The organism is Pseudoxanthomonas sp. LARHCG66 (assembly GCF_052871755.1).
Map to the genome: position 1 here is coordinate 1 of NZ_JBIXJW010000007.1, position 25,245 is coordinate 25,245.

Sequence of the window (25,245 nt, forward strand, 5' to 3'; positions counted from 1 at the left end):
TCAAGTAACCCGGACTCCGGCCGATATGTCACCAGAAGGCCCTCTTCCCTGGCACCCGATGACCGTCGCACCCTCCGCCACCGACGACGCCAGCCGCTGCACGCAAGTGCGCCGCGAGGACACTGCATGCTTCGCCGCACGCTGACTTCGCTGACATCGGTGCGCGACACACAGGCGTCCACGGATCTCCCCACGGAGAGCCTCTGGCACGTGCTGGAACAGTCCGTCGACGCCGCGTTCGTCATCGACGGGCGCCACCGGGTGGTGCTGTTCAATCCGGCGGCGGAAGCCCTCTGGGGCTGCCTGCGCGAAGATGTGCATGGCATGCCGTTCACCCGGTTGCTGTCCAGCCCCCAGGCGGACAACACCGCCGACGCCGCGCTGGCGCAACTGCTCGGCAGCCATCGGGATGCCGTGCTGCATCGGCCCGACGGCAGCGAGGTCGCCTGTTCGGTCTCCATGTCGAAGGTGCAACTGGGCACGCAGGTCTTCCACACCGCCTTCGTGCGCGACACCAGCGACCAGAAGCGCCAGCTCGAGCGCCTGCGCCAGTTGTCGATCGTGGTGGACAAGAGCGACAACGCGATCTTCGTGAGCGCACCAGACCGCGAAGTGGTCTACGTCAACAGCGGCTTCACCCGCATGCTGGGTTACCGGCTTGAAGAGCTGCGCGGGATCAAGCCCTCGCAGCTGCTGTCCGGCGCGCATACCGACGCCACCCTGGACGATCGCATCAGCCAGGCGATGAAGGCCGGCGAAGGCCTGCAGACGGAAGTGCTGCTGTACACCAAGTCGGGCCGCCCGCTGTGGCTGTCGGCCGCGATGGAGCGTGGCCGACGTGATGACGCTGATCTGCCGCGAGGTGGAGCACATCGCGCCGGAACTGACGGTCTCCATCATCACCGTGGACAACGAGGGGCTGATGCACGCCCTCGCCTCGCCCAGCCTGCCCGAAGCCTGGGCACGCAAGATCGACGGCATGGCGATCGGCCCGCGTGCCGGCGTATGCGGTGCCGCCGCCTGGCGGGGCCGCGCGGTGCTGGTGAAGGACATCGCCAGCGATCCGCTGTGCGCCAACACCCGCCACCTCACCTCGCCGCTCGGGCTGCGCGCCTGCTGGACCCATCCGATCAAGTCGAGCAGCGGCCGCGTGCTGGGCACGCTGTCGTTCTACTACCGCGAGAACCGGGGCCCCGACGAGCTGCACGAACGCCTGGCCGATACCTGCCTGCATCTGTGCTCGCTGACCCTGGAGCGGGAGCAGACCAACGAACGCGTGCACCAGCTGGCGTTCTACGACACCCTGACCGGCCTGCCCAACCGCATCATGTTCAGCGCCAAGGCCGAACAGGCGCTGGCCAACGTCGCCCAGGTGAACGGCACCGCCGCCGTGCTCTTCATCGACCTGGACCGCTTTCGTCGCGGTGCTGCCGATGTGCAGCACCGAGCATGCCGGCAGCGTGGCCGAGCGCCTGCTGGGGGCCATCGCGGCGCCGACCGCCGCCGGCTTGATGACCCTGCACCCCAGTGCCAGCATCGGCGTGGCGATGTTCCCGGACGACGGCCGCGACATCGACCTGCTGGTGCGTCATGCCGACATGGCGATGTACCGCGCGAAAACCGATGGCGGCGGCAGCTTCCGCTTCTTCAGCGTCGACATGAACCGGCTGGCGCAGGAGCGCGTCTCGCTGGAGACCGCGCTGCGCGAGGCGCTGCGGCTGGACCAGCTGAAACTGCAGTACCAGCCCCAGGTCGGCGGCTGCGACGGCAGGCAGCTGTATGGCGTGGAAGCGTTGTTGCGCTGGCACCACGCGGAGCTCGGCGTGATTCCGCCCGCGCGCTTCGTGCCGGTGGCCGAAGAATGCGGACTGATCGCCGATCTCAGCCTGTGGGTCCTGCGCCAGGCGTGTGCGCAGATGGCCGACTGGCGGCAGCGCGGCATCGACATCCCGCGCGTGTCGGTGAACGTCTCCGCGATCAATTTCCGCGATCCGGAGCTGTCCCTGCAGATCTCCGACCTGCTGGACGAGCATGGCCTGGAGCCGGGCGACCTGACGCTGGAGATCACCGAAAGCGTCATGCTGGACCCGGACCCGGACGTGCTCGAGAACATCGAGGCCATCTACGTGCTGGGCGTGCGGCTGTCGCTGGACGACTTCGGCACCGGCTACTCCAGCCTCAGCCACCTGCACCGCCTGCCCATCAGCGAACTCAAGCTCGACCAGAGCTTCGTGCGCGACATCGACACCAGCGCCATTGCGCGCACGCTGACCTCATCGGTGCTGCGCATCGGCGAAAGCCTGGGCATGAAGGTGGTCGCCGAAGGCGTGGAGACCGAATCGCAACACCGCTTCCTGACCGAGCAGCGCTTTCCCGTGCTGCAGGGGTATCTGTTCTCACCACCGCTGCCACCCGGTCCGCTGGAACAGTGGCTGGAAACACAGGGTTACACCGCAGCCCGCGAAGTCGAAACCGAAGCCGGCGCACCCGGATAAGTGCAATGCCGCGCGACCGGTGTTCGCCCGGACCACCCGGAAAGTGTGACCCAGCGCCCAGTCGCACACACGAACGATCCCGCACCACGCCTTCGCCTCAAGTTTGGCCAAGGCGGGCCGATCTCAGGCAGTGAGTCGTTACCCCTCTTCTGTCCATCCGGAGTTACTGGAATGAAAATCGCATCCGCCCTGACCCTGTCCATCGCCGTCGTCGGCGCCGCCCTGCTGATGCCCGCGACGCCGGCCAACAGCCAGTCGCAGGTCGACAACGCGATCCCCGCCGACATGGCCGCGCGCTTCGCGGGCAAGAACGGCACGGTGTGCGGCAAGGTGGGCAAGGCCCGCTTCGCCGAGAATTCCGAAGGCACGCCGACCTTCCTGTACATGGGCGGCAACTTCCCGCGCCATACCTTCACCGCACGCATCCCGGGCGATGCCCGCGCCAAGTTCAAGCCGGCCCCGGAAGAACTGGAAGGCAAGGACGTCTGCGTGATCGGCGCCATCGAGCGCGACAACTCGCGCGCCGAAATCGTGGTCAGTTCGCCGGCCAACCTGAAGCTGGCGACGATCCGCTGATCCGTTCCAACGGCAGGGCGCCACGCCCTGCCCGCCCTGGTCGCACCTGAGAGCGGCGCGGCACGCCACCGGTAAAGGAAAAAGAATCCCATGCAGCGGATCAAGAACCTCAAACTGACGACGAAGATGATGCTCGCCTTCGGCGCCGTGCTGGCGCTGATGCTGGTACAGGGCATCGCCGCTTTCGTCGGCCTGAACTCGTTGAACGGCGCCACCACCGAGGTGACCGGCAACGTCCTGCCCAGCGTGAAGGCCGCGGGCGACCTGCAGAACCTGATCGGCGAATACCGCACGACCTCTTACCGGCAGCATGTGCGCGCCAGCGACGCCGTCAAGGCGGAAGCCAAGACGCTGGCCGCCCAGACCGAGAAGAAGATCGAGCAGTCCATCAAGGACTACGCCACGCTGATCATCAGCCCGGACGAAAAGAAGGCCTACGACACCTTCGTCAAGGAGTGGAAGGCAGCCAAGCAGTCGTATGCCGAAGTGCAGGAGATGCTGGACCTCGGCCTGCCGGACGACGCCGTGGACACCTTCATCGGCACCACGCGCGACCAGCACCGGAAGGCAGTCGCGGCACTGAACACGTTGGTCAACGTGGTCGACCAGCAGGCCAAGACGGCCAGCGCCAGCGCCGACAGCACCTTCGCTGCTTCCAGCACGCTGATGGTCATCATGCTGCTGGTGGGCATCGTGGGCGGCCTGGCCCTGGCCTGGTTCTTCGCCCGCGCCATCGCCGGCGCCGTCGGCGAAGCCGTGCGCGTGGCCAATGATGTGTCCGCCGGCAAGCTGGACGGCAAGATCGATACCAGCCGCCAGGACGAAGTGGGCCAGCTGCTGACCGCCATGCAGCGCATGCAGACGCAGGTGCAGTCGGTGATTTCCGCCCAGAGCGAAATGGCCGCGCGCCACGACGAGGGCCAGATCAGCTATCGCATGGACGACAGTGCGTTCCCGGGCGAGTACGGCCGCATGGTGCGCGACACCAACGCCCTGGTCGCCTCGCACCTGCAGGCCATCGGCGACGCACTGAAGATCATGCAGCGTTACTCGATCGGCGACCTGAGCCTGGACATGCCCAAGCTGCCGGGCGAGAAGGCCAACCTCACCGAGACGATGGACGCCACCAAGGCCAACCTGTCGGCGATCAACGGCGAGATCAAGCGCCTGGCGATGTCCGCTTCCTCCGGCGATTTCAGCCAGCGCGGCGACGTGGACAAGTACCAGTACGACTTCCGCGACATGATCGACGGCCTGAACCAGCTGATGGAAACCACCGACGGCAACCTCGCCGAGGTCTCCGAACTGCTGCAGGCCATCGCACGCGGCGACCTGACCGCACGGATGGAAGGCGACTTCCACGGCGTCTTCGCCACCATGCGCGATGACGCGGACGCCACCGTCGCCCAGTTGACCGACATCGTCGGCCGCATCCAGGACGCGTCGACCAGCATCAACACCGCTGCCGGCGAAATCGCGTCCGGCAACAGCGACCTGTCGCGCCGTACCGAGCAGCAGGCCGCCAACCTGGAAGAAACCGCCGCCTCGATGGAGGAACTGACCTCCACCGTGCGCCAGAATGCCGAGTCGGCCCGCCAGGCCAACCAGTTGGCCATCGGTGCCGCCGGGGTCGCCTCGCAAGGCGGTGAAGTGGTCGGCAAGGTCGTCACCACGATGCGCGACATCGAGCAGTCGTCGAAGAAGATCGCCGACATCATCTCGGTCATCGATGGCATCGCCTTCCAGACCAACATCCTGGCCTTGAACGCGGCCGTGGAAGCCGCCCGTGCCGGCGAGCAGGGTCGTGGTTTCGCGGTGGTCGCTTCGGAAGTCCGGACGCTGGCCCAGCGCAGCGCAAATGCCGCCAAGGAGATCAAGGGCCTGATCGAGACCTCGGTGGACAAGGTGGCCGATGGCTCCAAGCTGGTGAACCAGGCAGGCGCGACGATGGGCGAGATCGTCGCCAGCGTGCAGCGCGTGACCGACATCATGGCCGAGATCTCGGCCGCCTCGCAGGAACAGAGCGCCGGCATCGAACAGGTCAACCAGACCATCACCCAGATGGACGAAACCACCCAGCAGAACGCCGCGCTGGTGGAAGAAGCCTCTGCCGCCGCCCGTTCGATGGAAGAGCAGGCACAGGCGCTGAGCGAGTCGGTGTCGGTGTTCAAGCTGCATGCCCACGCCGCCCCGACCGCCCCGACCGCCGCGGTCGCCAAGCCGGCCAAGGCAGCAGCCCCGGTTCCGTCCAGGCCCGCGCCGCGCGCCGCCACGCCGTCGATGCTGGAGCCCGCCCTGGCCGATGGCGACGACTGGCAGGAATTCTGAGGCACGCGGTTTGCATCGCATCCCGGCAACAGCTCCCTTTCCCTGTCCCTGCGGCAGGGAAAGGGTCCCGCCACGCCCCTAGCCTCATCCGTCCCGTCGAGAATCCGATGTCCGTCAGTACCCGCTCCCCTGCCCCGGCTGCCACGACACGACGGACCCCTGCGCCGCTTCCCGCCGACGACGGCGCGGCAGGATCGGCGGCACGCGATTTCGAGTTCGACGACCGCGACTTCCGTCGCGTGGTCGACCTGATCCGCCAGCGCGCCGGCATCGCCCTGGCCGACGGCAAGCGCGACATGGTCTATGGCCGCCTGTCACGCAGACTGCGCGCGCTGGGCCTGCGCAGCTTCAAGGATTACCTCGACCAGCTGGAACGGGATGGTGGCGATGAGTGGCAGGCGTTCACCAACGCACTGACCACGAACCTCACCTCGTTCTTCCGCGAGCCGCACCACTTCGAGCGGCTGCAGGAAGAACTGGCGAAGCGCCGGAACGACGGCCCGCTGAAGATCTGGTCATGTGCCGCGTCCACCGGCGAAGAGCCCTACTCCATCGCCATCACCGCCTGTGAGGCCTACGGCACGCTGACCCCGCCGGTAAGCATCCTGGCCACGGACGTGGACACGCAGGTGCTGGCCACCGGCGAACGCGGCGTCTATCCGGTCGAGCGCATCGCCGGCCTGGACGACACCCTGAAGCGGCGCTATTTCCAGCGCGGCAGCGGCCCCAACGAAGGCAAGTGCCGCGTGCATCCGGCCCTGCGCCAGCTGATCGCGTTCCGCCCGCTCAACCTGCTGACCGCGCGCTACGACGTGGCCGGCCCGTTCACCGCGGTGTTCTGCCGCAACGTGATGATCTATTTCGACAAGCCCACCCAGCGCGGCATCCTGGCGCGCCTGGTGCCGCACCTGGCCGAAGACGGCATGCTGTACACCGGGCACTCGGAAAACTACCTGCACGCCGCCGACATCATCCAGCCCTGCGGTCGCACGCTGTACCGCCGCGCCGGGACCGGCGCATGAGTTCAGCCGCCGCCTCGTTCGCCGACGGCAGCGTGATGCGCTACCACGACGCCCGCTTCAAGACCGAAGCGGCCAAGCTGCTGCCCACGCAGTACCTGGTGGTGGACAACGACACCGCGCTGGTCACCGTGCTGGGCTCCTGCGTGGCCGCCTGCATCCGCGACCCGCTGCTCAAGCTGGGTGGCATGAACCACTTCCTGCTGCCGGACGGCAACGTGGGCGACGGTGCGCCCGCGCGCTACGGCAGCTTCGCGATGGAACTGCTGATCAACGACCTGCTCAAGCGGGGCGCCGCGCGCAACCGCCTGGAGGCCAAGGTCTTCGGCGGTGCCAACGTGCTGAAAGGCTTCACCAGCAACCCGGTCGGCACGCGCAATGCCGAGTTCGTCCGCAAGTACCTGGATGCCGAACGCATTCCCGTGGTCGCCGAAGACCTGCGCGGCATCCATCCGCGCAAGGTCTGGTATTTCCCCAACACCGGCCGCGTGGTCGTGCAGCGCCTGCCGCATGCCCATGATGCCGAGGTCCTGGCCGCCGAATCCGCTGCCCGCGCCCGTCTGTCGAGGGCGCCGGTCACCGGAGGCGTGGAGCTGTTCTGATGAGTAGTCCTTCCTCCTGCAAGGTGCTGATCGTCGATGACTCGGCGGTCGTGCGGCAGATGCTGACCGAGATCCTCTCGCGCGATCCGGGCATCGAAGTCGTCGGTTCCGCCGCCGATCCGCTGCTGGCCCGCGACAAGATCAAGCGCCTGAATCCCAACGTGATGACGCTGGACGTGGAAATGCCGCGCATGGACGGGTTGGCGTTCCTGGAAAACGTCATGCGCCTGCGGCCGATGCCGGTGGTGATGATCTCCTCGCTGACCGAGCGTGGCGCCGACACCACGCTGCAGGCGCTGGCGCTGGGTGCGGTGGATTTCGTGTCCAAGCCCAAACTCGATGTCGCCAGTGGATTGCAGGCGTATGCCGACGAGATCATCGCCAAGGTGAAGGCCGCCGCGAAGGCGCGTGTCCGCCCGCTGGCTCGCACCGGCGCGCCCCGCGTGGGCCTGGACACCGCGCTGCCATCCCCTCCGGCCCTGCGCTTCCGCACCACCGACCGCCTGATCGCCATCGGCGCCTCCGCCGGTGGCACCGAAGCCCTGCGCGTGGTGCTGGAACAGATGCCCGCCGACGCGCCGGCCATCGTGCTGACCCAGCACATCCCGGCCGGTTTCAGCCACGCCTTCGCGGAACGGCTGGACCGTCATTCGGCCATGGCCGTACGCGAAGCCAGCGATGGCGAAGCCATCCTGCCCGGTCACGCCTACCTGCCGCCTGGCGGCCAGCACATGCGGGTCATCCGCGACGGTGCGCGCTGGCGCTGCCGGATCGACGACGGCCCGGCGGTGAACCGGCACAAGCCGGCGGTCGACGTGCTGTTCCGCTCGGTCGCGCAGAGCGCGGGCGGCAACGCGGTGGGCGCCATCCTCACCGGCATGGGCGACGACGGTGCCCGCGGCCTGCTGGAAATGAGCCAGGCCGGCGCGCCGACCCTGGTGCAGGACGAAGCCACCAGCGTGGTCTGGGGCATGCCCGGCGCCGCCATGCGCCTGGGCGCCGCCAAGGAAGCCCTGCCGCTGGAACGCATCGCGCAGCGCCTGCTGGACCTGGCGGCAGCGATCGCCTGAGGCGCTGGCGCCGTTGTAGAAGCGACGTAAGTCGCGACCGCACGGCCGACGCTGCCCTGACTCGTACAGGCAAGGTGCTGTGGCGGGCAAGCATCCCACTCCGTCAATGCCAATGGCCCCTCCCTGCGGCGGTCGCGACTCACGTCGCTCCTACAGAAGGTCGCAACGCCCGTCACAGATCGCGGGGGATCGAAAAACCACCCGATTTCCCGCCTAAAGAGCCGATCCCTACGGCCGATACTCAACAGTGAGCTTCATCAGAGAGCACCCATGTACTCGCGCATCCTGGTTCGTCTTGCGGCACCCCTCATCCTCACCCTGCTGTTCCCGCTGTCGGTCGCCTTCGACTGGCCGAACGCGCTGCAGTGGGCCCTGCTGACTTCGCTGACGCTGGCCTGGCTGATCTTCGCCTGGCTGACGGCCGTCAACAGCCACGTGGTGTCGCCCGAGCACGCCACCGTCATCCGCGAACAGGATGCGCTGCTCACCGAGCTGCGCCGCTTCGTCAACAACGAGATCGAAGGTTCGCGCAGCGAGATCGACCGCGCCCGCGAGCTGATCCGCGAAGCCGTCAGCAACCTCGGCGGCAGCTTCGATGCGATGAACCGCAAGTCACGCGAACAGAGTGCCGCGATCTCCCGCATCATCGACCGCAATGGCGAGGGAGACCGTGCCGGCGTGGACGTGGCGCGCTTCGCGCAGAACGCCAGCCAGCGCATGGAACAGCTGGTGGAGGCACTGGAGCAGGTCGCCGGCCAGAGCGGCACCACCGTGCACCACATCGACGACATGGCGCAGCACCTGGACGGCATCTTCTCGCTGCTGGAAGACGTGAAGTCCATCGCCGACCAGACCAACCTGCTGGCGCTGAATGCCGCCATCGAAGCCGCCCGTGCCGGTGAAGCCGGTCGCGGTTTCGCGGTGGTGGCCGACGAAGTGCGCAACCTGTCCGAGCGCTCCACCGCGTTCAACGAACAGATCCGCAAGCTGGCGCACAGCTCCAAGGAATCCATCGCCAAGGTGCGCGACACAGTCTCCAACATGGCCTCGCGCGACCTGGACCGCTCCCGTGAGGCACGTTCGGAAGCCGCCGGCATGCTGAACCAGGTGGCTGCGATCAACGCCTCGCTGGGCGATGGCATGCGCGAAGTCTCGATGTGCGGCCATGCCATCGATGCCAGCGTGGCCGATGCCGTCCGCTCGCTGCAGTTCGAGGACATCGCCACCCAGTCGCTGGGCAGTGCGAACACCCACCTTGACCGCCTGACCGCGATCAACAAGGAAGCCCTCGCCCTGCAGGAACTCCTGCATCGCTCCGGCGGCGCGACCGACAACGAACTGCTCAGCGCACTGCGCCTGATCGGCAACCGCCTGCGCGACCAGCGCACCGAGTGGGAACGCCCGCCGCACAAGCCGGTCGCACAGCAGAACATGGGCGCCGGCACGGTGGAACTGTTCTGACCGCGACAGCGTCCGCACACCACTGAATCCCGACGGGGCGACCAGGATCTGGTCGCCCCGTCGCGTTCCGGACGGCAGCCCGCCCGGCTGCGGATCGCCACTGGCATACTGCAGGCTGATCGCACTGCTGCTGACGATGTCGAACCCGCCGCTTCCCTCCCCGTTCTTGCTGCAGTTGTTCCGGCTGCAGGAAGCCGAACGCCTTCAGGTGGGGCGCGCGCTGCACAACCAGGTCGGGCAGGCACTGTCGGCGATCAAGATGGGTGCGCACCTGGTGCAGTCCGAGGATGATCCGGCACAGCAGCAGGAAGACCTGCAGGACATCATCCGCACCTGCGACGAGACCGTCGCGATCCTGCGCGACCTGCATGCCACGTTGCACCCGCCCCAGCTGGAAGCGATCGGGCTGGACGCCGCATTGCGCGCCGAGCACGAACGCGTGTTTCCCGGCACCGCGGTGACACTCGCTCCGTTGCCGAACATGCCTGCGGCCGATACGGCGCTGGTGGCGTTCCGGATCGCGCAGGTCGCCATGCGCGCGGTGGCGGGTGCGGGAGGCCGGCTGGCGCTGGAGCTGGCCGGCGACGCCGATGCCGAGGGCGGACTCGCCGTCACCCTGGATGCCGATGTCCACGCGGCATGCACCGAACTGCCGCTGCTGCAGGCCCTGGCCGCGACGCTTGGCGGCGGGCTGGAATCCAGCAGCGGCGGGCGCGGCAGCCGATGGCAACTTCGCCTACCCTATGCGCCTGCACCCGTGACGCCCACCGACACCGCTTGAACACCGAGCACGCCCACCTGCCCCGCCTGCCCCGCCTCGGCGCCGGCGAACCCGACCTGCAGCGGATGGTCGACACCGCGAATGCGGACGGCACGCCGTTGATGCTGCTGTACCTGGACATCGACCACTTCCGCTCGATCAACGAGAACATGGGCGTGGAAGTCGGCGATGAAGCGCTGGCGATCCTCAGCGACCGGCTGCAGCGGTCACTCGGCCCGGAAGCACGCGCCTGGCGCCATGGCAGCGACGAATTCATCGTGGCGGTGCCGCGCCTGCCGGGCACACTGCCGCCGGAACGCTTCGGCGATGCCTTGCGCGAGCAGATCGAGCTGCCGATGACGGTGCTGCCGTACACGCTGTTCCTGACCGGCACGCTGGGCATCGCGCTGTGCCCGGAGCATGCGGACACTGCGTCCGGCCTGCTGCAGTGCGCCGAAAGCGCGATGGAACAGGCCAAGCACGAGGGCATGAACCTGGTGCGCCTGTACCGGCGCGGCGCCGCGATCACCGCGCGCAGCGACAGCATCATCGCCCGCCAGATCGTCAACGCCATCCAGCACAACGAGCTGCGCCTGTTCTACCAGCCGCAGATCAACGCCCACGACGGCCGCGTGGTGGGCATGGAAACGCTGCTGCGCTGGTACTCGCCCGCGCTTGGCCTGCTGGTGCCGGAACGCTTCATGCACGTGGCCGAGAAGCTGGGCGTCATTGTGCAGATCGGCGACTGGGTGTTGCGCAATGCCTTCAAGCAGGCGCGCGTCTGGCGCGACTGGGGCTTCGACGATTTCGAGATCGCGGTGAACGTGTCGACGCTGCAGCTGCTGCGCCCCAGCTTCGTTTCCGAAGTGCTGGAGGCCATGCAGGAGGCCGGCATCCCGCCGCAGATGGTGGTGCTGGAAGTCCGCCAGAACGCGCTGGCCAAGGACATGAACCTGGTCCACCGCACGCTGGCGCAACTGCACCACGAAGGCGTGCGGCTGACGCTGGACGATTTCGGCATGGGCGATTCCAACCTGGACTCGCTGGTCCGCTTCTCGGTGGACAAGATCAAGATCGACCGCAACTTCGTGAAGGGCGTGCCGTCCGGCAACCGCGAGGTGGCCATCACCTGCGCCATCATCGCGATGGGCCACCAGCTGGGCATGAAGGTGATCGCGCACGGCGTGGAGACCGACGTGCAGCTGGGATTCCTGCGCAGGAACCAGTGCGACATGTTCCAGGGGCACCTGTTCGGCGAACCGATGTCGGCCGAAGATGCCGGCGCGGTATTGCGCCGCCGCTACCTGCGCGCCGATGCCTTCGCCGCCACCAAGCCCGATCGCACCCTGCTGCTGCTGGACGACGAAGAGAACATCCTGCGTTCATTGGTGCGCCTGTTCCGCCGCGACGGCTACCGCATCCTGGCCGCCAGCAACGTCACCGACGCATTCGAACTGCTGGCGACCAACGACGTGCAGGTGATCCTGTCCGACCAGCGCATGTCGGACATGAGCGGCACCGAGTTCCTGGGCCGCGTGCGCATGCTGTATCCGGACACGATACGCCTGGTGCTGTCGGGGTACACCGACCTGGCCACGGTGACCGAGGCGATCAACCGCGGCGAGATCTACCGCTTCCTGACCAAACCGTGGAACGACGACGACCTGCGCGAACACATCCGCCAGGCGTTCACCACCTACGAGCACCAGCCGCACCATCGCGCGCATGCCTGAGACCCGCACCGGAACGCAGGACGGCTGGTGCGTGTACCTGCTGGAGTGCCGCAACGGCGCGTACTACGCCGGCATCACCAACCGGCTGGACGCCCGCTACGCCGCGCATGTGGCGGGTACGGGCGCCAAGTACACGCGCGCGAATCCGCCGGTACGCGTGCTGGCGAGCCGCGACTATCCGGATCGCAGCGCAGCGTCGCGCGCGGAAGCACAGCTCAAGCGGATGCCGCGCGCGAAGAAGCTGGCGTTCTTCGAAGCGCCGACCGATTCCCCTCTCCCTGCGAAGCGGGGAGAGGGTGCCGAAGGCGGGTGAGGGGCGAACGAAGACCCAGAGCCGGGACACTTGGCGCCATCGCAACAATCGCAGTGTATGCCGCGAGGCGTACTCCTGCGCTCGCCCCTCATCCGCCCTCCGGGCACCTTCTCCCCGCCTGGCGGGGAGAAGGGAGCGACATCACGCCGCGTCGACGGCCGGCTGCCGGATCGGCAGCATGATGCGGAAGCAGGCGCCGGAGCCGGGCTCGTTGCGCACTTCGATGCGGCCGTTGTGCTTCTTCACGATGCCGTAGGAGATCGACAAGCCCAGGCCCGTGCCGCTGCCCACCGGCTTGGTGGTGAAGAACGGGTCGAAGATGCGCTGCAGGATGTCGTCGGGAATCCCATGCCCGCTGTCCTGGATCTCGACCCAGACTTCGTCGCCCTCCACGCCCGTGGCGACGGTGATCGTGCCGCGCTCGTCGATGGCGTGGCTGGCGTTGAGCAGGATGTTCATGAACACCTGGTTCAATTCCGACGGCCGGCACTGCACCAGGGGCAGCTTGCCGTAGTGCTTTTCCAGGGTGACCTTGTACTTCAGCTCGTTCCAGATGATGTTGATGGTGGAATCGAGGCCGGCATGCAGGTCGGCGGACTTCCAGCTGTCGTCGCGGCCTGAGTAGGAGAAATCCTTCAGGTTGCGCACGATCGCGGTGACCCGTTCGATGCCCTCGCGCGACTCGGACATCAGCTGCGGCAGGTCGCCGGTGATGAAGTCGATGTCGTAGCGCGCGCGCAGGTCCTCGATCTCGGGCAGCATCGCCTTCGGGTCCGGCAGGCGCAGCGCGCGCTCGTAGACTTCGATCAGCGAGAACAGGCTGTGCAGGTACTCCTGCAGCGAGCCGAGGTTGGAGTGCACGTAGCCGATCGGGTTGTTGATCTCGTGCGCAACGCCGGCGGCAAGCTGGCCGATGGAGGCCATCTTCTCCGACTGCACCAGCTGTTCCTGCGTGCCGGCCAGGCGCACCAGCGTCTGCCGCAGCTGCGCGTGCCGGCGCTGGAGTTCCTGCTGGCGCGCGTGCGCTTCGCTGACGTCGTGGAAGACGATCAGGCAGTGGCCGCCGCCCGGGTTGTCATGGAAGTACGCGCGTACCTGCAGCACCAGGCCGTCGTCGAGGGCCAGGTCGCCGTTCCAGCGGCCGGACTGGCGCGCGGTGGGAATGGCGTCGGGCGGCAGCAGCCGCGACAGGGCGCCGAGCACATCGGGGGCATCCTGCACCAGTGCGCGCGCCGCTGCGTTGGCGTGCAACGGACGGGCGTCGCCACGGCACAACAGGTAACCGTCGTCCATCAGTTCGGCCAACGCCTTCAGATCGGCGAAGGTCGGGACGTCATCCGCAGTGCAGGCTCTGGACGGTGGGTTCGAGGGAGGGGCGGTGGCCAAGGACGCATCGGGCGGCGGCGATGGGGCGCCAGTATCCGGCGCGGCCGCTGGAGCGGCAAGTTGCGGCGTCGCAGTTTGCGGATCCGGCACCGGGCTCAGGCAACCGCAAGCGGACGGGTGGCGGAAAGGGTCGCGGTCTGGCCCTGCGCGTCGTAGGCGCCGCTGCTCTCGGTGCGGCCCAGATGACGCAGTGCCCAGTTCACTTCGCGGCGGCGCCGGGCCAGCAGGATGCCGTTCGCGTGGTTCATCTCGGCAAGTTCGGCGAGCCGCCCCTGCAGTTCATCGGGAAAGCCGAAGCCGGCAGCGGCCGCCTCCAGCGCGCGCAATGCCTCCAGCTTCTCCTGCGTGGCGCGCACCAGTGCCTCGACGTCATGCTCGAGGATGGCGCGACGCTCCTCTCCCAGGGCCGCGGACAGTCGCTGGAGGGGGGCCGGTGTCATCGCGATCAACCGCCCAGCTGGTCGTCCAGTCGCAGCATCCCGTCGGCAATGGCCTCGGGATTGACCTTGTACGTGCCGGCCTGCAGCGCTTCGCGCACGGCCTGCACACGGGCATTGTCGATGGCAGGCGCAGTGGACAGCTCGCGCTGCATGGCCTGGAGGCTGGCGGCCTCGCCGGTCAGGCGCAGGCTGTCACCACCGGCGCTGGCTTCCACCGGCCTGGAACGGTCGGCACCCGCGTTGGCAACACGCCCGCTGACGGGACCGGTGGTGCGTACGGCGGCGGGGGGAGTGCCTTCGATTTTCTGGCTCATGTCGGTTCACCTGTAACAGGGTTCAAGGGAGTTATCGGCCGCGACTGATCCGACTTTAGTGACGGATGCCGCATTTCCGAGGAAGGACCCGATGCTGCCCGGTTTCCTTCCACCCGCGTTCGGTATCGGCCGCCCCCGGAACAACTTGAGGGCCATGTTCCACATTTCTTCATCGGTTGACCCAGACGTCGCCGCCCGGGCCCACCACGCCCTGCACCACCCGGCGCGAGGACAGGTTCTCCACGGTGACCCGCTCATTCTCGCCGGCATCCGCCAGCGCCTTGCCGGCCACGCGCACTTCCACCCCGCCGCGACGGGACACCAGCGCCACGTTGTCGCCGCGGCGGACCAGGCGCTGGGCGACCAGATCGGTGGCCGACAGTACCGTGCCTGCCGACAGCATGCGCCGTGCCACGCGGCCCAGGGCCTGGGATGGATCAGCGACGGCGGCGCCGACGATGCGCGACGCGTCGCGGGTTTCGGGAATGAACGCGTCGGCGGTGATCGTTTCGCCCGGTGCGATGCCGCGGCTCAGCACCAGCACGGTCTGGCTGCGTCGTACCCGCACCGGCACGAACAGGCGCCAGCCATCCGGGCAGCTGACTTCCACGCTGTGGCTACCCTGGACGCGTGCCACCAGCGATGCGTCGCAGCGTGGCAGGCGCAAGGCGGAGTCCAGTGTGGCCTCGGCCTCGCTGCCGGCAGGCAGGGCGCCCAGGGCGGCGGCCTTGATGCTGTCCACGCTGTGGAAGTCGGCCGCCAGCACGGTGCATGCGGTCAGGCCGCCGATCAGGGCGAGGGTCAGGCGCAGCATGGGCGGGATCCGGAGGTTCATCGGCCGGGAAGCTGCAAGGGGCGTGCCAGAGCCGCATTCACTGGCGTCGCAAGGCGCATCGAGTTTGGGAAAGAACGCGCACGCATGTGGACGATGTTTCTTGATTGGACGATGCCCTGACTCCGCTCGCCCCTCATCCGCCCGCCGGGCACCTTCTCCCCGTAAACGGGGAGAAGGGGACTTCAATGGGAAAAGGAGTGCCCCTCTCCCTCTCCCCGCATGCGGGGAGAGGGTGCCGAAGGCGGGTGAGGGGCGAACGAAGCCAGCGCTGCGTTGGCGCCGCCCCAGCACCGCGCTCTGCCCCTGATCCGCCCCCGCATCACGTGCGGGGGCAGGCTCTTCGGGCACCTTCTCCCCGCAAGCGGGAAGAAGGAACAAGCAACGACGCTCAAGCGCCCCTCGAAGAGGCCGATATGCTGTGCATGACCCAGGATCTGCTCAACCGCATCGACCAGCGCACCCGCCTGGCCGGCCACAACCGCCTCGCCCTGCTGCTGTTCCGCCTGGGCGGGCGTCAGCTTTTTGGCGTCAACGTATTCAAGGTGCAGGAAGTCCTGCGCCGGCCCGATCTGTTCCAGTTGCCCGGATTGCCCACCGAATTCGTCGGCGTGGCCGACGTGCGCGGCCGCTCGGTGCCGGTGCTGGACCTGGGCCTGAGCATCCGCCACCCCGAACGCGACCCGAATCCGGAGAACACCCCCAATTACCTGGTGGTCACCGAATTCAACCGCTCCGTGCAGGGATTCCTGGTCAGCGGCGTCGAACGCATCGTCAACATCGCGGTGGAAGACATCCACCCGCCTCCGGAACTCGGCGCCGAGAACAGCTACCTGACCGCCGTGACGCGCTTCCAGGGCGAACTCATCCAGGTGATCGACGTGGAAAGCGTGCTGGCCGACATCTGCCAGTCGCGCATGGACGCCACGCTGGCGCCCGAGATGGCCCTGCCCGCGGACGCACCGCCGCTGCAGGTGCTGGTGGTGGACGACTCGCGCGTGGCGCGCTCGCAGATCCGCAGCGTGCTGGAGCAACTGGGCGTGACCACCACCCTGCTGTCCGACGGCCGCCAGGCGCTGGACCACCTCTTGCAGGTGCACGCCGCCGGCGAGAATCCGGCCGAGCGCTACGCCATGGTCATCTCGGACATCGAGATGCCGGCCATGGACGGCTACACCCTGACGACGGAAATCCGTCGCCACCCGGGCCTGGCCGGCCTGTACGTGCTGCTGCACACCTCGCTGTCGGGCGTGTTCAACAACGCCATGGTGGAACGCGTGGGCGCGAATGCCTTCGTGGCGAAGTACAGCCCGCACGAACTGGCCGAGCACGTGCTGTTCCGCCTGAACCAGGTGGTTGCGGCGCAGATGGCGGCCTGATCGTCGTCCCAGCGAACGCTGGGACCCATTTGCTTTTCCCACGGAAGAGGTAAGAGGCAAAGGGCGGGATCAAGATGGATCCCGGCGTTCGCTGGGATGACGGCACCGGGAATCACTGCCTGCCCGGATGCCGACCTGCCCCGTTCTGGCACACGCCTTGCAGCATCCCCGGCAACGGTCTGCCGGAGCGGTGCCATGTCCAATCCCATCTCCAACTACCTGGGTGTCCACGGAGCGGCCCTGCCCCTGCGCGAGCAGCGCATGCAGCTGATCGCCAGCAACCTGTCCAACGCGGACACGCCGAACTACAAGGCGAAGGACCTGAACTTCCAGGCTGCGCTGGAGAGCGCGGCGGCCAAGGCCTCCCCTTTGCTGACCACCAGCGAGCAGCACCTGACCCTGCTCAATGCCACCCCGCGCATCTTCGAACGTGCCGGCGTGCAGCCCAGCCTGGACGGCAACACCGTCGACGCCGATACCGAACGTGCCGCCTACGGCCGCGCGGCGCTGGAATACCGCGCCTCGCTCAGCTTCATCGAATCCAAGGTGCGCACCATGCTCACCGCGATCACCGGCCAGTAGGGGGACGCGCCATGAGCAACCTGCCCATCTTCGACGTCGCCGGTTCCGCGCTGCAGGCGCAATCGGTGCGCCTGAACACCATCGCCAGCAATCTCTCCAACGCGGATTCCATCGCATCCTCGCCCGAGGCGGTCTACAAGCCCATCGAGCCGATCTTCCAGGCGCGACCGCTGAATGCGGACGGCTCGCTGACATCGGTGCAGGTGAAGGAGATCACCCGGAGCGAAGCACCGCCGATCAAGCGCTACGAGCCCGGCCACCCGATGGCCGATGGCGATGGTTACGTCTACGCGCCCGATGTCGATCCAGTCGCGCAGATGGTCAACCTGATCTCGGCATCACGCGGCTACCAGGCCGGCGTGGAAGTACTGAACACCGCCAAGGAACTCGCCCTGGCCACCCTGACCATGGGCCGCTGACGCCCTCCCACCGAGCGACCACGCACATGACCACCATCAATGGCGATCCGTTCGCCGCCATCAACAACGCCACGTCGGGCGCTGCCACGACCAAGAAGGCCGACACGCTGGGCCAGGCCGACTTCATGCGCCTGATGACCGAGCAGCTGAGCCACCAGGATCCGCTCAAGCCGCTGTCCAACAGCGAGTTCGTCGCCCAGTTGGCGCAGTTCTCCACCGTGCAGGGCATCAGCGAACTGAACACCACCGTCGGCGGCTTCACCTCGGCGCTGACCGGCGACCAGGTGCTGAAGGGCGCGGCATTGGTGGGGCATTCCGTCGTGGTGCCCTCCGACTCGGTCGCGTTGCCGGCCACCGGCAATGCCAGCGGCCTGGTGATGTCGCCCGGCGCAGGCAAGGTCACGTTCGAAATCACCGACGCCAGTGGCGTCGTGGTCGACACCCTCGACGTCGAGTCCACCGGCAAGGGCGAAACCGCCTTCACCTGGGACGGCATCAAGGCCAACGGCGAACGCGCCGCCGCCGGTGCGTACTCCATCAAGGCCTCGCACACCGCCACCGATGGCACCGGCACTGCGCTCAACACCTACGTCGACGCTACCGTGGACAGCGTGACCATCGGCTCCGACGGCCTGTACCTCAACCTGCCCGGTTTGGGCACCGCCCCGCTCGACTACGTGCTGCGCATCGGCAAGTCGGCGTCCTGACCCCCTCACTCCCACCGCATCCTGCAAGGAGTCATCCATGGCTTTCAACAGCTCGCTGTCCGGCATGAGGGCGGCCAACGCCGACCTCAACGTCACCTCGCACAACATCGCCAACGTCAACACCACCGGCTTCAAGGAGTCGCGCGCGGAGTTCGCCGAGGTGTTCTCCACCACCGGCTACGGCCTGCTGCAGAACGGCATCGGCGCGGGCGTGCGCGTGACCAACGTCGCCCAGCAGTTCTCGCAGGGCGACATCAACCAGACCGGACGCTACCTGGACCTGGCCGTGGACCGCGAAGGCTTCTTCACCGTCAGCAACAACGGGACGAACGTGTATACCCGCGCCGGCAACTTCCAGCGCGATCCGAACGGCTACGTCACCACGCCGGACGGCTACCGCCTGCAGGTGTTCCCGCCGCGCGCCGATGGCGTCGGCTTCGACACCGGCAACCTGGTCGACCTGCAGTTGCTGACCACCGACAGCGCACCCGCGCCCACCACCAACGTCGACCTCGGCGTCACCCTGCCCGGCAATGCCGCGCAGCCGACGATCGCCCCGTTCTCGCCCACCGACAGCGCCAGCTACAACGAGACCACCTCGGTCACCGTCTACGACTCGCTCGGCGTGGCGCACCAGCAGGCCGTCTACTACGTGAAGACGCCGACCCCGAACCAGTGGCAGATGCACGTGTACGTGGACGGCACCTCGATGGGTGCGCCGACCAACGTGCAGTTCGACAACAACGGCACGCTGACCGCGCCGGCCAATGGCCTGGTGACGCTGTCGCCGTTCACGCCCAGCACCGGCGCGGGCGTGCTGAACATGACGCTGAACATCAACGGCACCACCCAGTACGGCGAACAGTTCGCCAAGCGCATCCAGAACCAGGACGGCTATGCCACCGGCAAGCTCAACGAGTTCAGCGTCTCGCCGGAGGGCGTGGTGTATGCGCGCTACTCCAACGGCGTGGACCGCGCCATCGGGCAGGTGGGGCTGGCCAACTTCACCAACCCGCAGGGGCTGGTATCGCAGGGCAACAACACCTGGACGCACAGCTTCGCCTCCGGTGAGCCGCGCATCGGTGCGCCGGGCACGTCGGACTTCGGCCAGGTGGCCTCCGGCGCACTGGAAGCCTCGACCGTGGACCTGACCGAGCAGCTGGTGAACATGATCGTGGCGCAGCGCAACTTCCAGGCGAACTCGCAGATGCTGTCCACGCAGGACCAGATCACCCAGACGGTCATCAACATCCGTTGATGACGGCACGGCCGACGGAGGCTGACGCATGGACAAGGCACTCTATGTCGCAATGACCGGTGCCCGCGCTTCGCTGCAGGCGCAGGGCACGGTGTCGCACAACCTGGCCAACGTGGACACCAAGGGCTTCAAGGCGGCGCTGGCCGGCACCGAGGCGTTCAAGATCCAGGGACAGGGCTTTCCTTCACGCGTGGACGCGATGCTGATCGATCCCGGCTTCGATTCGCGGACCGGTTCGCAGATGGTCACCGGTCGCTCCCTGGACGTCTCACTGCAGCCGAACCGCTGGCTTGCCGTGCAGGCAGCCGACGGTGGCACGGCCTACACGCGCAATGGCGAGCTCAGCGTCACCCCGAACGGCCAGCTGGTCACGGCCGGCGGTCGGGCGGTGCTGGACGACAACGGCAATCCGATTGCGGTACCACCCGCGCAATCCATCGACATCGGCGCCGATGGCACGGTATCCATCGTTCCGCAGGGCGAAGGCCCGCAGACGATGGCTGTTGTCGGGCGCATGCGCGTGGTCCAGGCGACGCCGCAGCAGTTGGCGCGGGGTGGCGATGGCCTGATGCGGCCCGCCGATCCGCAGACACCGGCATTGCCGGTCGCCAATGGCAACAGTCTCACCACGGGCGTGCTGGAAGGCAGCAACGTGGATGCAGCCGGTGCGCTGGTGCAGATGATCCAGTTGCAGCGGCAGTTCGAGATGCAGGTGAAGGTGATCCGCAGCGGCGACGAGATGGCGCAGTCGTCGAACCAGCTGCTGCGGTTGGGTGGTTGACGCTTCGTTCCGTCCCTCTCTCTGCGCTGGAAGCCCCCTCTCCCCACGGCGACCGAAGGAAGTCCCTGTGGGATAGAGGGGCTGGGGTGAGGGCCAACGAAGTCACCCAGCCCCGATAAACCGGCGGCCCGACAACATCTACGATTCACCGAAAGCACTCACGCGCGACGAATCTTTTGCATGCATCTTTCGGTGCGGGTCTGCTTGAGGTCACGCATGGTGCCGCTCGCCGCGGGGGCCCTACTTTCTTTGCTTGTGCAAAGAAAGTAGGCAAAGAAAGCACACCCCGGCGGCCTGCCCGCCGCTTCGCGGCGGGTTCGCAGTCCCGGCGGGAATTTCCGGAAGACACATCCTGTGTCATCCGGAAACGACGCACATTCCTGTGCGCCGCCCCTACGGGGTTTGACCCGCCGTGACTGCCGGACCTAAGGGGCCCCGAAGCTGAGCCGGGCATATCCGTAGAAAGTGCTTTGCTGTGGCTGTTGCTTTCGGGCCCCCATGAGGCACGGCAAGTGGGCCGGGTAAAACCCGCAGGGCGCCGCCATGGATGGCGGCGTTTTCGTATGGCACAGGATGTGCCTTACGAAAATTCCCGGCCCACTCGCGAACCCGGAGCGCACAGCGCGGAGGGCGTGCCGCCTGGGGTGTGTTTCTTTGCTTCTTTCTTTGCACAAGCAAAGAAAGAAGGCCTCTGCGGCGAGCAGCACCATGCCTGCACGCCAAAAAACCATCCCGCCAGGCCCAGAAACCTGAAACAAAGGCGCGCCCTTTGGACACGCCCAAGGCCCACACAGGCGATGGACTTCGTTGGCCCTCTCCCCAACCCCTCTCCCGCAGGGAGAGGGGCTTGAACAGGCCCTGCCGCCAGAAAAGTGCCGGTGCCTGGTCCAAGGCCATGACCCCGGTCCCAGTTCGACCCGAATCCAAGCGCCAGAACCACGACACCCATTCCGGCACAGGACTTGCCTGAGAGGAGGCGAGGAACCGCACCACGCGGCTCCACCCCTTCCACCAGCGAGGAACCACGCCATGAACCAGGCCCTCTGGGTCGCCAAGACCGGACTGGATGCGCAACAGACGCGCATGTCCGTGGTCTCCAACAACCTGGCCAACACCAACACCACCGGCTTCAAGCGCGACCGCGCCAGCTTCGAAGACCTGCTGTACCAACAGGTCCGCCAGCCGGGCGGCTCCACCTCTTCGCAGACGCAGCTGCCGTCCGGCCTGCAACTGGGCACCGGCGTGCGCGTCGTATCCACCTCCAAGGATTTCCAGCAGGGCAACCCGCAGCAGACCGGCCGCTCGCTGGACGTGATGGTCAACGGCCGCGGCTTCTTCGAAGTCCTGCTGCCCGACGGCTCGCCGGCCTACACGCGCGACGGCTCGTTCCAGATCAACGCACAAGGCGAACTGGTCACCAACAGCGGCTATCCCGTGCAACCCGGCATCCAGGTGCCCGAGGGTGCGCAGTCGATGACCATCGGCAATGACGGCACCGTCAGCGTGACCATGGCCGGCCAGGCGCAGGCACTGGAAATCGGCTCGCTGACGCTCACCGATTTCGTCAATCCGTCCGGCCTGCAGGCCAAGGGCGAGAACCTCTACGTCGAGACCACCGCGTCCGGTCCTGCGCAGAACGGCACCCCCGGCCTCAACGGCCTGGGCAGTCTGGTGCAGGGCTCACTGGAAGGCTCCAACGTCAACGTGGTGGAAGAGCTGGTCAGCATGATCGAAACCCAGCGCGCCTACGAAATGAACGCCAAGGCCATCTCCACCACCGACTCGATGCTCGGCTACCTCAACAACAACGTCTGACCCACGCATACCGGGAATCGCCATGAAGCGCTCCACGTCCGCCACCACCCTCGCCTGCGCGCTGATGCTGCTGCCGGGCTGCGCACGCTACTACGGCGACGTGCGCCCGTACGCGCCGATGCAACCCATCCAGCCCATCGTCGCCGCGCAGGCACCGGCCACTGCGGGCTCCATCTATCGCGCCGGCCCCGGCCTGAACCTCTACGCCGACCGCCGCGCGCGCGACGTGGGCGACCTGCTGACGATCAACCTGGTGGAGAACACCGCCGCGCAGACCTCGGCCACCACCTCGGTCGACAAGAGCAGCGAGATCAGCATGGCCGCGCCCAATATCGCCGGCGCCCCGGTCACCTGGAACGGACGCGACATCCTCAGCGCTTCGGTCAATGGCGACCGCGGTTTCAGCGGCGCCGGCAACAGCGCGCAGAGCAACCGCCTGCAGGGCAGCGTGACCGTCACCGTGATCCAGCGCCTGCCCAACGGCAACCTGGTCGTGCAGGGCCAGAAGAACATGCGCCTGAACCAGGGCGACGAACTGGTACAGATCCAGGGCATCGTGCGCCCGGCCGACATCGGCACCGACAACACCATCGCCTCCAGCAAGGTCGCCGACGCCCGCATCGCCTTCGGCGGCCGCGGCGCCATCGCGCAGTCCAACTCGATGGGCTGGCTGGGCCGGTTCTTCAACTCGCCTGTCTTCCCCAACTGAGCATCGCGCCATGGACACGCCCAACGCCGAACGCTCGAACCCCGCGCCCGCGAAGAAGCCGCGCCGCATCGACACCTATACGCTGCTCGGGCTGCTGGCGTGGATCGGGCTGGTGCTGCTCTGCCTGGCCCCCGCCGCGCGTGCCGAACGCATCAAGGATCTCGCCCAGGTCGGTGGCGTGCGCAGCAATCCGCTGGTCGGCTACGGCCTGGTCGTGGGCCTGGATGGCAGCGGCGACCGCACCAGCCAGGCGCCTTTCACCGTGCAGAGCCTGAAGAATATGCTGGGCGAACTGGGCGTCAACGTGCCGGCCAACGTCAATCCGCAGCTGAAGAACGTCGCGGCGGTGGCGATCCACGCCGACCTGCCTGCCTTCGCCAAGCCAGGCCAGCCGATCGACATCACCGTGTCCTCCATCGGCAACGCCACCTCGCTGCGCGGCGGCAGCCTGTTGATGGCGCCCTTGCGCGGAGCCGATGGCGAGGTCTACGCCATCGCCCAGGGCAACCTGGTGGTGGGCGGCTTCGGCGCGCAGGGACGCGATGGCTCGCGCGTGTCGGTCAATGTCCCCAGCGTGGGCCGCATTCCCAACGGCGCCACGGTGGAGCGCGCGGTGCCCAACGCCCTGGACACCGGCGACGGCACGATCACGCTGAACCTGCATCGCGCCGACTTCACCACGGTCTCGCGCATGGTCGCCGCGCTGGAACAGAACTTCGGCGCGGGCAACGCCTATGCGCTGGATGCCGTCACGGTCGCCGTGCGCGCGCCCGCCGACGTGTCCCGCCGCATCAACTTCCTCGCCCAGGTCGAGAACCTGGAACTCACGCCCGGCAGTGCGCCGGCCAAGGTGATCGTCAACGCGCGCACCGGCACCGTGGTGATCGGCGCGCAGGTGCAGGTAATGCCGGCGGCGGTGACGCATGGCTCGCTGACGGTGACCATCACCGAATCGGCCAACGTCAGCCAGCCGAATGAATTCTCGCGCGGCGGCAACACGGTGGTGACACCGCAGTCGACCGTCTCCGTCAGCCAGGAAGGTAACCGGATGTTCAAGTTCGAGGGCGGCACCTCGCTGGACGAAATCGTCCGCGCCGTGAACGAAGTCGGCGCCGCGCCCGGCGACCTCATCGCGATCCTGGAAGCCCTGAAGCAGGCCGGCGCCCTGCGGGCAGAGCTCGAGGTGATCTGACATGGCCAGCATGCCCATCGGCGTACTGAATTCTCCCTTGCCGCTGGCCGACGCCAATGGCAAGCCCGACAACGCCCGCATCCACGATGTCGCGCGGAAGCTGGAAGGCCAGTTCGCGCAGATGATGATCAAGTGCATGCGCGAGGCAGGCTTCGGGGATTCGCTGTTCCCGGGTGAAAACCAGGTGTTCCGCGACATGTACGACCAGCAGATCGCCACCGCGATGTCGCAGGGGCGCGGGCTGGGACTGGCGCCGATGATCGCGCGCCAGCTGGGTGCCACCGACACCCCGGCACCCGTCGCGACCAACACCGCGCTGTCGGCGTATCGCCGCATGATGCCCACGGCCGAAGCGGACGCCATGCTCGACGCCATCGCCGGTCGCGGCATCGGCAGCAGCACCGTGCGCAACGATGCCGGCATGCCGGCCACGATCACGCTGGACACCATCACCGTGCGTCCCGATGCGGCCTGCGACGAAGTCGAGAGCGTGGCGTCGGCCAACCCGTCGAAATACGCGCGCAATACACCGGAACGCTTCGTCGCCGAGATATGGGACCACGCCAAGCAGGCCGCGAAGGAGCTGGGCGTGGATCCGCGCGCCCTGGTCGCGCAGGCCGCGCTGGAAACCGGCTGGGGCAAGCGCCAGATCAGGACCGGCGACGGCGACAGCGCGCACAACCTGTTCGGCATCAAGGCCACCGGCTGGAAGGGCGAGCGCGCCCGTACCGCCACGCACGAGTACAGCAACGGCGTGAAGCGCAGCGAGACGGCGGATTTCCGCGCGTACGCTTCGCCCGCCGAGAGCTTCGCCGACTACGTGCGGCTGTTGAAGAACAATCCGCGCTACCAGCAGGCCCTCGCCGCTGGCAAGGACATCGCCGGTTTCGCCCGCGGCCTGCAGCGCGCCGGCTACGCCACCGACCCCACCTACGCCAACAAGATCGCGTCGATCGCCAACGGGCCCACGCTGGGCAAGGTGTTGTCGGCGATCGGCGACACCGTCGGCGGCAGGGTCGGCGGCCTCGTCGGCAACGCCATCGGCAACGCATTGCAGCGCTGATCCAGGGAGCA

The 25,245-nt window shown here is 67.4% G+C and carries 23 protein-coding genes and 3 pseudogenes; 22 read left to right on the plus strand and 4 right to left on the minus strand.

Annotated features, from left to right (window positions below):
- Window positions 1-126: 126 nt before the first annotated feature.
- The 12 genes and pseudogenes from ACIPRS_RS17075 to ACIPRS_RS17130 all read left to right on the plus strand — a co-directional run.
- Window positions 127-771, plus strand: a pseudogene (locus ACIPRS_RS17075) (PAS domain S-box protein); the annotation flags it as partial.
- 70 nt (window positions 772-841) lie between these two features.
- Window positions 842-1,195, plus strand: a pseudogene (locus ACIPRS_RS17080) (GAF domain-containing protein); the annotation flags it as partial.
- Window positions 1,196-1,213: 18 nt separating this feature from the next.
- Window positions 1,214-2,495: pseudogene (locus ACIPRS_RS17085) on the plus strand (putative bifunctional diguanylate cyclase/phosphodiesterase); the annotation flags it as partial.
- A gap of 171 nt (window positions 2,496-2,666) precedes the next feature.
- On the plus strand, window positions 2,667-3,071 hold the full coding sequence (locus tag ACIPRS_RS17090) for a hypothetical protein (RefSeq protein ID WP_192202680.1): 405 nt from the start codon (window positions 2,667-2,669) through the stop codon (window positions 3,069-3,071).
- 90 nt (window positions 3,072-3,161) lie between these two features.
- Window positions 3,162-5,399 (plus strand): methyl-accepting chemotaxis protein, encoded by a 2,238-nt coding sequence (locus ACIPRS_RS17095; protein ID WP_446539413.1) that lies wholly within the window; start codon window positions 3,162-3,164, stop codon window positions 5,397-5,399.
- Window positions 5,400-5,506: 107 nt separating this feature from the next.
- Entirely contained in the window at window positions 5,507-6,421 is a 915-nt protein-coding gene (locus ACIPRS_RS17100) for a CheR family methyltransferase (RefSeq protein WP_337732128.1), read from the plus strand.
- Window positions 6,418-7,020, plus strand: coding sequence for a chemoreceptor glutamine deamidase CheD (cheD, locus tag ACIPRS_RS17105; RefSeq protein ID WP_192202683.1), 603 nt, complete (start codon window positions 6,418-6,420; stop codon window positions 7,018-7,020). The genes ACIPRS_RS17100 and cheD overlap by 4 nt, the downstream gene beginning before the upstream one ends.
- Window positions 7,020-8,090, plus strand: coding sequence for a protein-glutamate methylesterase/protein-glutamine glutaminase (locus tag ACIPRS_RS17110; RefSeq protein WP_446539414.1), 1,071 nt, complete (start codon window positions 7,020-7,022; stop codon window positions 8,088-8,090). Before cheD ends, ACIPRS_RS17110 begins: the two co-directional genes overlap by 1 nt.
- A gap of 270 nt (window positions 8,091-8,360) precedes the next feature.
- Window positions 8,361-9,551, plus strand: coding sequence for a methyl-accepting chemotaxis protein (locus tag ACIPRS_RS17115; protein WP_192202685.1), 1,191 nt, complete (start codon window positions 8,361-8,363; stop codon window positions 9,549-9,551).
- A gap of 136 nt (window positions 9,552-9,687) precedes the next feature.
- Complete coding sequence (locus ACIPRS_RS17120; RefSeq protein ID WP_446539415.1) at window positions 9,688-10,332, plus strand: histidine kinase; 645 nt, start codon at window positions 9,688-9,690, stop codon at window positions 10,330-10,332.
- Window positions 10,329-12,044, plus strand: coding sequence for an EAL domain-containing protein (locus tag ACIPRS_RS17125; protein ID WP_446539416.1), 1,716 nt, complete (start codon window positions 10,329-10,331; stop codon window positions 12,042-12,044). Before ACIPRS_RS17120 ends, ACIPRS_RS17125 begins: the two co-directional genes overlap by 4 nt.
- The gene (locus ACIPRS_RS17130) at window positions 12,037-12,357 is read left to right on the plus strand and encodes a GIY-YIG nuclease family protein (protein ID WP_446539417.1); all 321 of its coding nucleotides are present in this window, start codon (window positions 12,037-12,039) and stop codon (window positions 12,355-12,357) included. Before ACIPRS_RS17125 ends, ACIPRS_RS17130 begins: the two co-directional genes overlap by 8 nt.
- A gap of 141 nt (window positions 12,358-12,498) precedes the next feature.
- Here the strand turns inward: ACIPRS_RS17130 and ACIPRS_RS17135 are convergent, their stop codons facing one another.
- From ACIPRS_RS17135 to flgA, 4 genes are all read right to left on the minus strand, one after another.
- A complete protein-coding gene (locus ACIPRS_RS17135; RefSeq protein ID WP_446539476.1) occupies window positions 12,499-13,650 on the minus strand; it encodes an ATP-binding protein in 1,152 nt (383 codons plus the stop codon).
- 188 nt (window positions 13,651-13,838) lie between these two features.
- Entirely contained in the window at window positions 13,839-14,183 is a 345-nt protein-coding gene (locus tag ACIPRS_RS17140) for a flagellar protein FlgN (protein WP_192202689.1), read from the minus strand.
- A 5-nt stretch (window positions 14,184-14,188) separates the two neighbouring features.
- Window positions 14,189-14,497, minus strand: coding sequence for a flagellar biosynthesis anti-sigma factor FlgM (gene flgM, locus ACIPRS_RS17145; protein WP_192202690.1), 309 nt, complete (start codon window positions 14,495-14,497; stop codon window positions 14,189-14,191).
- A 169-nt stretch (window positions 14,498-14,666) separates the two neighbouring features.
- Window positions 14,667-15,311 carry a flagellar basal body P-ring formation chaperone FlgA gene (gene flgA / locus ACIPRS_RS17150; protein ID WP_337732132.1) on the minus strand — a complete coding sequence of 215 codons (645 nt, stop codon included), beginning with the start codon at window positions 15,309-15,311 and terminating at the stop codon, window positions 14,667-14,669.
- A gap of 443 nt (window positions 15,312-15,754) precedes the next feature.
- Here flgA and ACIPRS_RS17155 point away from each other — a divergent pair, with 443 nt between their 5' ends.
- The 10 genes from ACIPRS_RS17155 (at window position 15,755) to flgJ (ending at window position 25,234) form a co-directional block, all read left to right on the plus strand.
- Entirely contained in the window at window positions 15,755-16,708 is a 954-nt protein-coding gene (locus ACIPRS_RS17155; protein ID WP_192202692.1) for a chemotaxis protein, read from the plus strand.
- A 195-nt stretch (window positions 16,709-16,903) separates the two neighbouring features.
- The gene (flgB, locus tag ACIPRS_RS17160) at window positions 16,904-17,290 is read left to right on the plus strand and encodes a flagellar basal body rod protein FlgB (protein WP_446539418.1); all 387 of its coding nucleotides are present in this window, start codon (window positions 16,904-16,906) and stop codon (window positions 17,288-17,290) included.
- Between the two features lie 11 nt (window positions 17,291-17,301).
- Window positions 17,302-17,709, plus strand: coding sequence for a flagellar basal body rod protein FlgC (flgC, locus tag ACIPRS_RS17165; protein ID WP_337732134.1), 408 nt, complete (start codon window positions 17,302-17,304; stop codon window positions 17,707-17,709).
- A 26-nt stretch (window positions 17,710-17,735) separates the two neighbouring features.
- Window positions 17,736-18,416, plus strand: coding sequence for a flagellar hook capping FlgD N-terminal domain-containing protein (locus ACIPRS_RS17170; protein WP_446539419.1), 681 nt, complete (start codon window positions 17,736-17,738; stop codon window positions 18,414-18,416).
- Window positions 18,417-18,453: 37 nt separating this feature from the next.
- Window positions 18,454-19,674, plus strand: a complete 1,221-nt coding sequence (gene flgE / locus ACIPRS_RS17175) for a flagellar hook protein FlgE (protein ID WP_337732135.1) — start codon at window positions 18,454-18,456, stop codon at window positions 19,672-19,674.
- A 28-nt stretch (window positions 19,675-19,702) separates the two neighbouring features.
- Window positions 19,703-20,455: a flagellar basal body rod protein FlgF gene (locus ACIPRS_RS17180; RefSeq protein WP_446539420.1), complete on the plus strand. Its 753-nt coding sequence runs from the start codon at window positions 19,703-19,705 to the stop codon at window positions 20,453-20,455.
- 1,029 nt (window positions 20,456-21,484) lie between these two features.
- The gene (gene flgG / locus ACIPRS_RS17185) at window positions 21,485-22,270 is read left to right on the plus strand and encodes a flagellar basal-body rod protein FlgG (RefSeq protein WP_185896369.1); all 786 of its coding nucleotides are present in this window, start codon (window positions 21,485-21,487) and stop codon (window positions 22,268-22,270) included.
- Between the two features lie 22 nt (window positions 22,271-22,292).
- On the plus strand, window positions 22,293-22,979 hold the full coding sequence (gene flgH, locus ACIPRS_RS17190; RefSeq protein WP_192202697.1) for a flagellar basal body L-ring protein FlgH: 687 nt from the start codon (window positions 22,293-22,295) through the stop codon (window positions 22,977-22,979).
- A gap of 10 nt (window positions 22,980-22,989) precedes the next feature.
- Window positions 22,990-24,171, plus strand: coding sequence for a flagellar basal body P-ring protein FlgI (locus ACIPRS_RS17195; RefSeq protein ID WP_446539421.1), 1,182 nt, complete (start codon window positions 22,990-22,992; stop codon window positions 24,169-24,171).
- A gap of 10 nt (window positions 24,172-24,181) precedes the next feature.
- Window positions 24,182-25,234: a flagellar assembly peptidoglycan hydrolase FlgJ gene (flgJ, locus tag ACIPRS_RS17200; protein ID WP_446539477.1), complete on the plus strand. Its 1,053-nt coding sequence runs from the start codon at window positions 24,182-24,184 to the stop codon at window positions 25,232-25,234.
- The last annotated feature ends 11 nt before the right edge of the window (window positions 25,235-25,245 follow it).

Coding starts and splice junctions, on each gene's coding strand:
- flgJ (WP_446539477.1), top strand. CDS start 24,182: ATGCCCATCGGCGTACTGAATTCTCCCTTGCCGCTGGCCGACGCCAAT.
- ACIPRS_RS17180 (WP_446539420.1), top strand. CDS start 19,703: ATGGACAAGGCACTCTATGTCGCAATGACCGGTGCCCGCGCTTCGCTG.
- flgE (WP_337732135.1), top strand. CDS start 18,454: ATGGCTTTCAACAGCTCGCTGTCCGGCATGAGGGCGGCCAACGCCGAC.
- ACIPRS_RS17095 (WP_446539413.1), top strand. CDS start 3,162: ATGCAGCGGATCAAGAACCTCAAACTGACGACGAAGATGATGCTCGCC.
- cheD (WP_192202683.1), top strand. CDS start 6,418: ATGAGTTCAGCCGCCGCCTCGTTCGCCGACGGCAGCGTGATGCGCTAC.
- flgG (WP_185896369.1), top strand. CDS start 21,485: ATGAACCAGGCCCTCTGGGTCGCCAAGACCGGACTGGATGCGCAACAG.
- ACIPRS_RS17115 (WP_192202685.1), top strand. CDS start 8,361: ATGTACTCGCGCATCCTGGTTCGTCTTGCGGCACCCCTCATCCTCACC.
- ACIPRS_RS17090 (WP_192202680.1), top strand. CDS start 2,667: ATGAAAATCGCATCCGCCCTGACCCTGTCCATCGCCGTCGTCGGCGCC.
- flgC (WP_337732134.1), top strand. CDS start 17,302: ATGAGCAACCTGCCCATCTTCGACGTCGCCGGTTCCGCGCTGCAGGCG.
- ACIPRS_RS17170 (WP_446539419.1), top strand. CDS start 17,736: ATGACCACCATCAATGGCGATCCGTTCGCCGCCATCAACAACGCCACG.
- ACIPRS_RS17140 (WP_192202689.1), bottom strand. CDS start 14,183: ATGACACCGGCCCCCCTCCAGCGACTGTCCGCGGCCCTGGGAGAGGAG.
- flgH (WP_192202697.1), top strand. CDS start 22,293: ATGAAGCGCTCCACGTCCGCCACCACCCTCGCCTGCGCGCTGATGCTG.
- ACIPRS_RS17155 (WP_192202692.1), top strand. CDS start 15,755: ATGACCCAGGATCTGCTCAACCGCATCGACCAGCGCACCCGCCTGGCC.
- flgB (WP_446539418.1), top strand. CDS start 16,904: ATGTCCAATCCCATCTCCAACTACCTGGGTGTCCACGGAGCGGCCCTG.
- flgM (WP_192202690.1), bottom strand. CDS start 14,497: ATGAGCCAGAAAATCGAAGGCACTCCCCCCGCCGCCGTACGCACCACC.
- ACIPRS_RS17100 (WP_337732128.1), top strand. CDS start 5,507: ATGTCCGTCAGTACCCGCTCCCCTGCCCCGGCTGCCACGACACGACGG.
- ACIPRS_RS17120 (WP_446539415.1), top strand. CDS start 9,688: ATGTCGAACCCGCCGCTTCCCTCCCCGTTCTTGCTGCAGTTGTTCCGG.
- ACIPRS_RS17135 (WP_446539476.1), bottom strand. CDS start 13,650: ATGGACGACGGTTACCTGTTGTGCCGTGGCGACGCCCGTCCGTTGCAC.
- flgA (WP_337732132.1), bottom strand. CDS start 15,311: ATGCTGCGCCTGACCCTCGCCCTGATCGGCGGCCTGACCGCATGCACC.
- ACIPRS_RS17110 (WP_446539414.1), top strand. CDS start 7,020: ATGAGTAGTCCTTCCTCCTGCAAGGTGCTGATCGTCGATGACTCGGCG.
- ACIPRS_RS17130 (WP_446539417.1), top strand. CDS start 12,037: ATGCCTGAGACCCGCACCGGAACGCAGGACGGCTGGTGCGTGTACCTG.
- ACIPRS_RS17195 (WP_446539421.1), top strand. CDS start 22,990: ATGGACACGCCCAACGCCGAACGCTCGAACCCCGCGCCCGCGAAGAAG.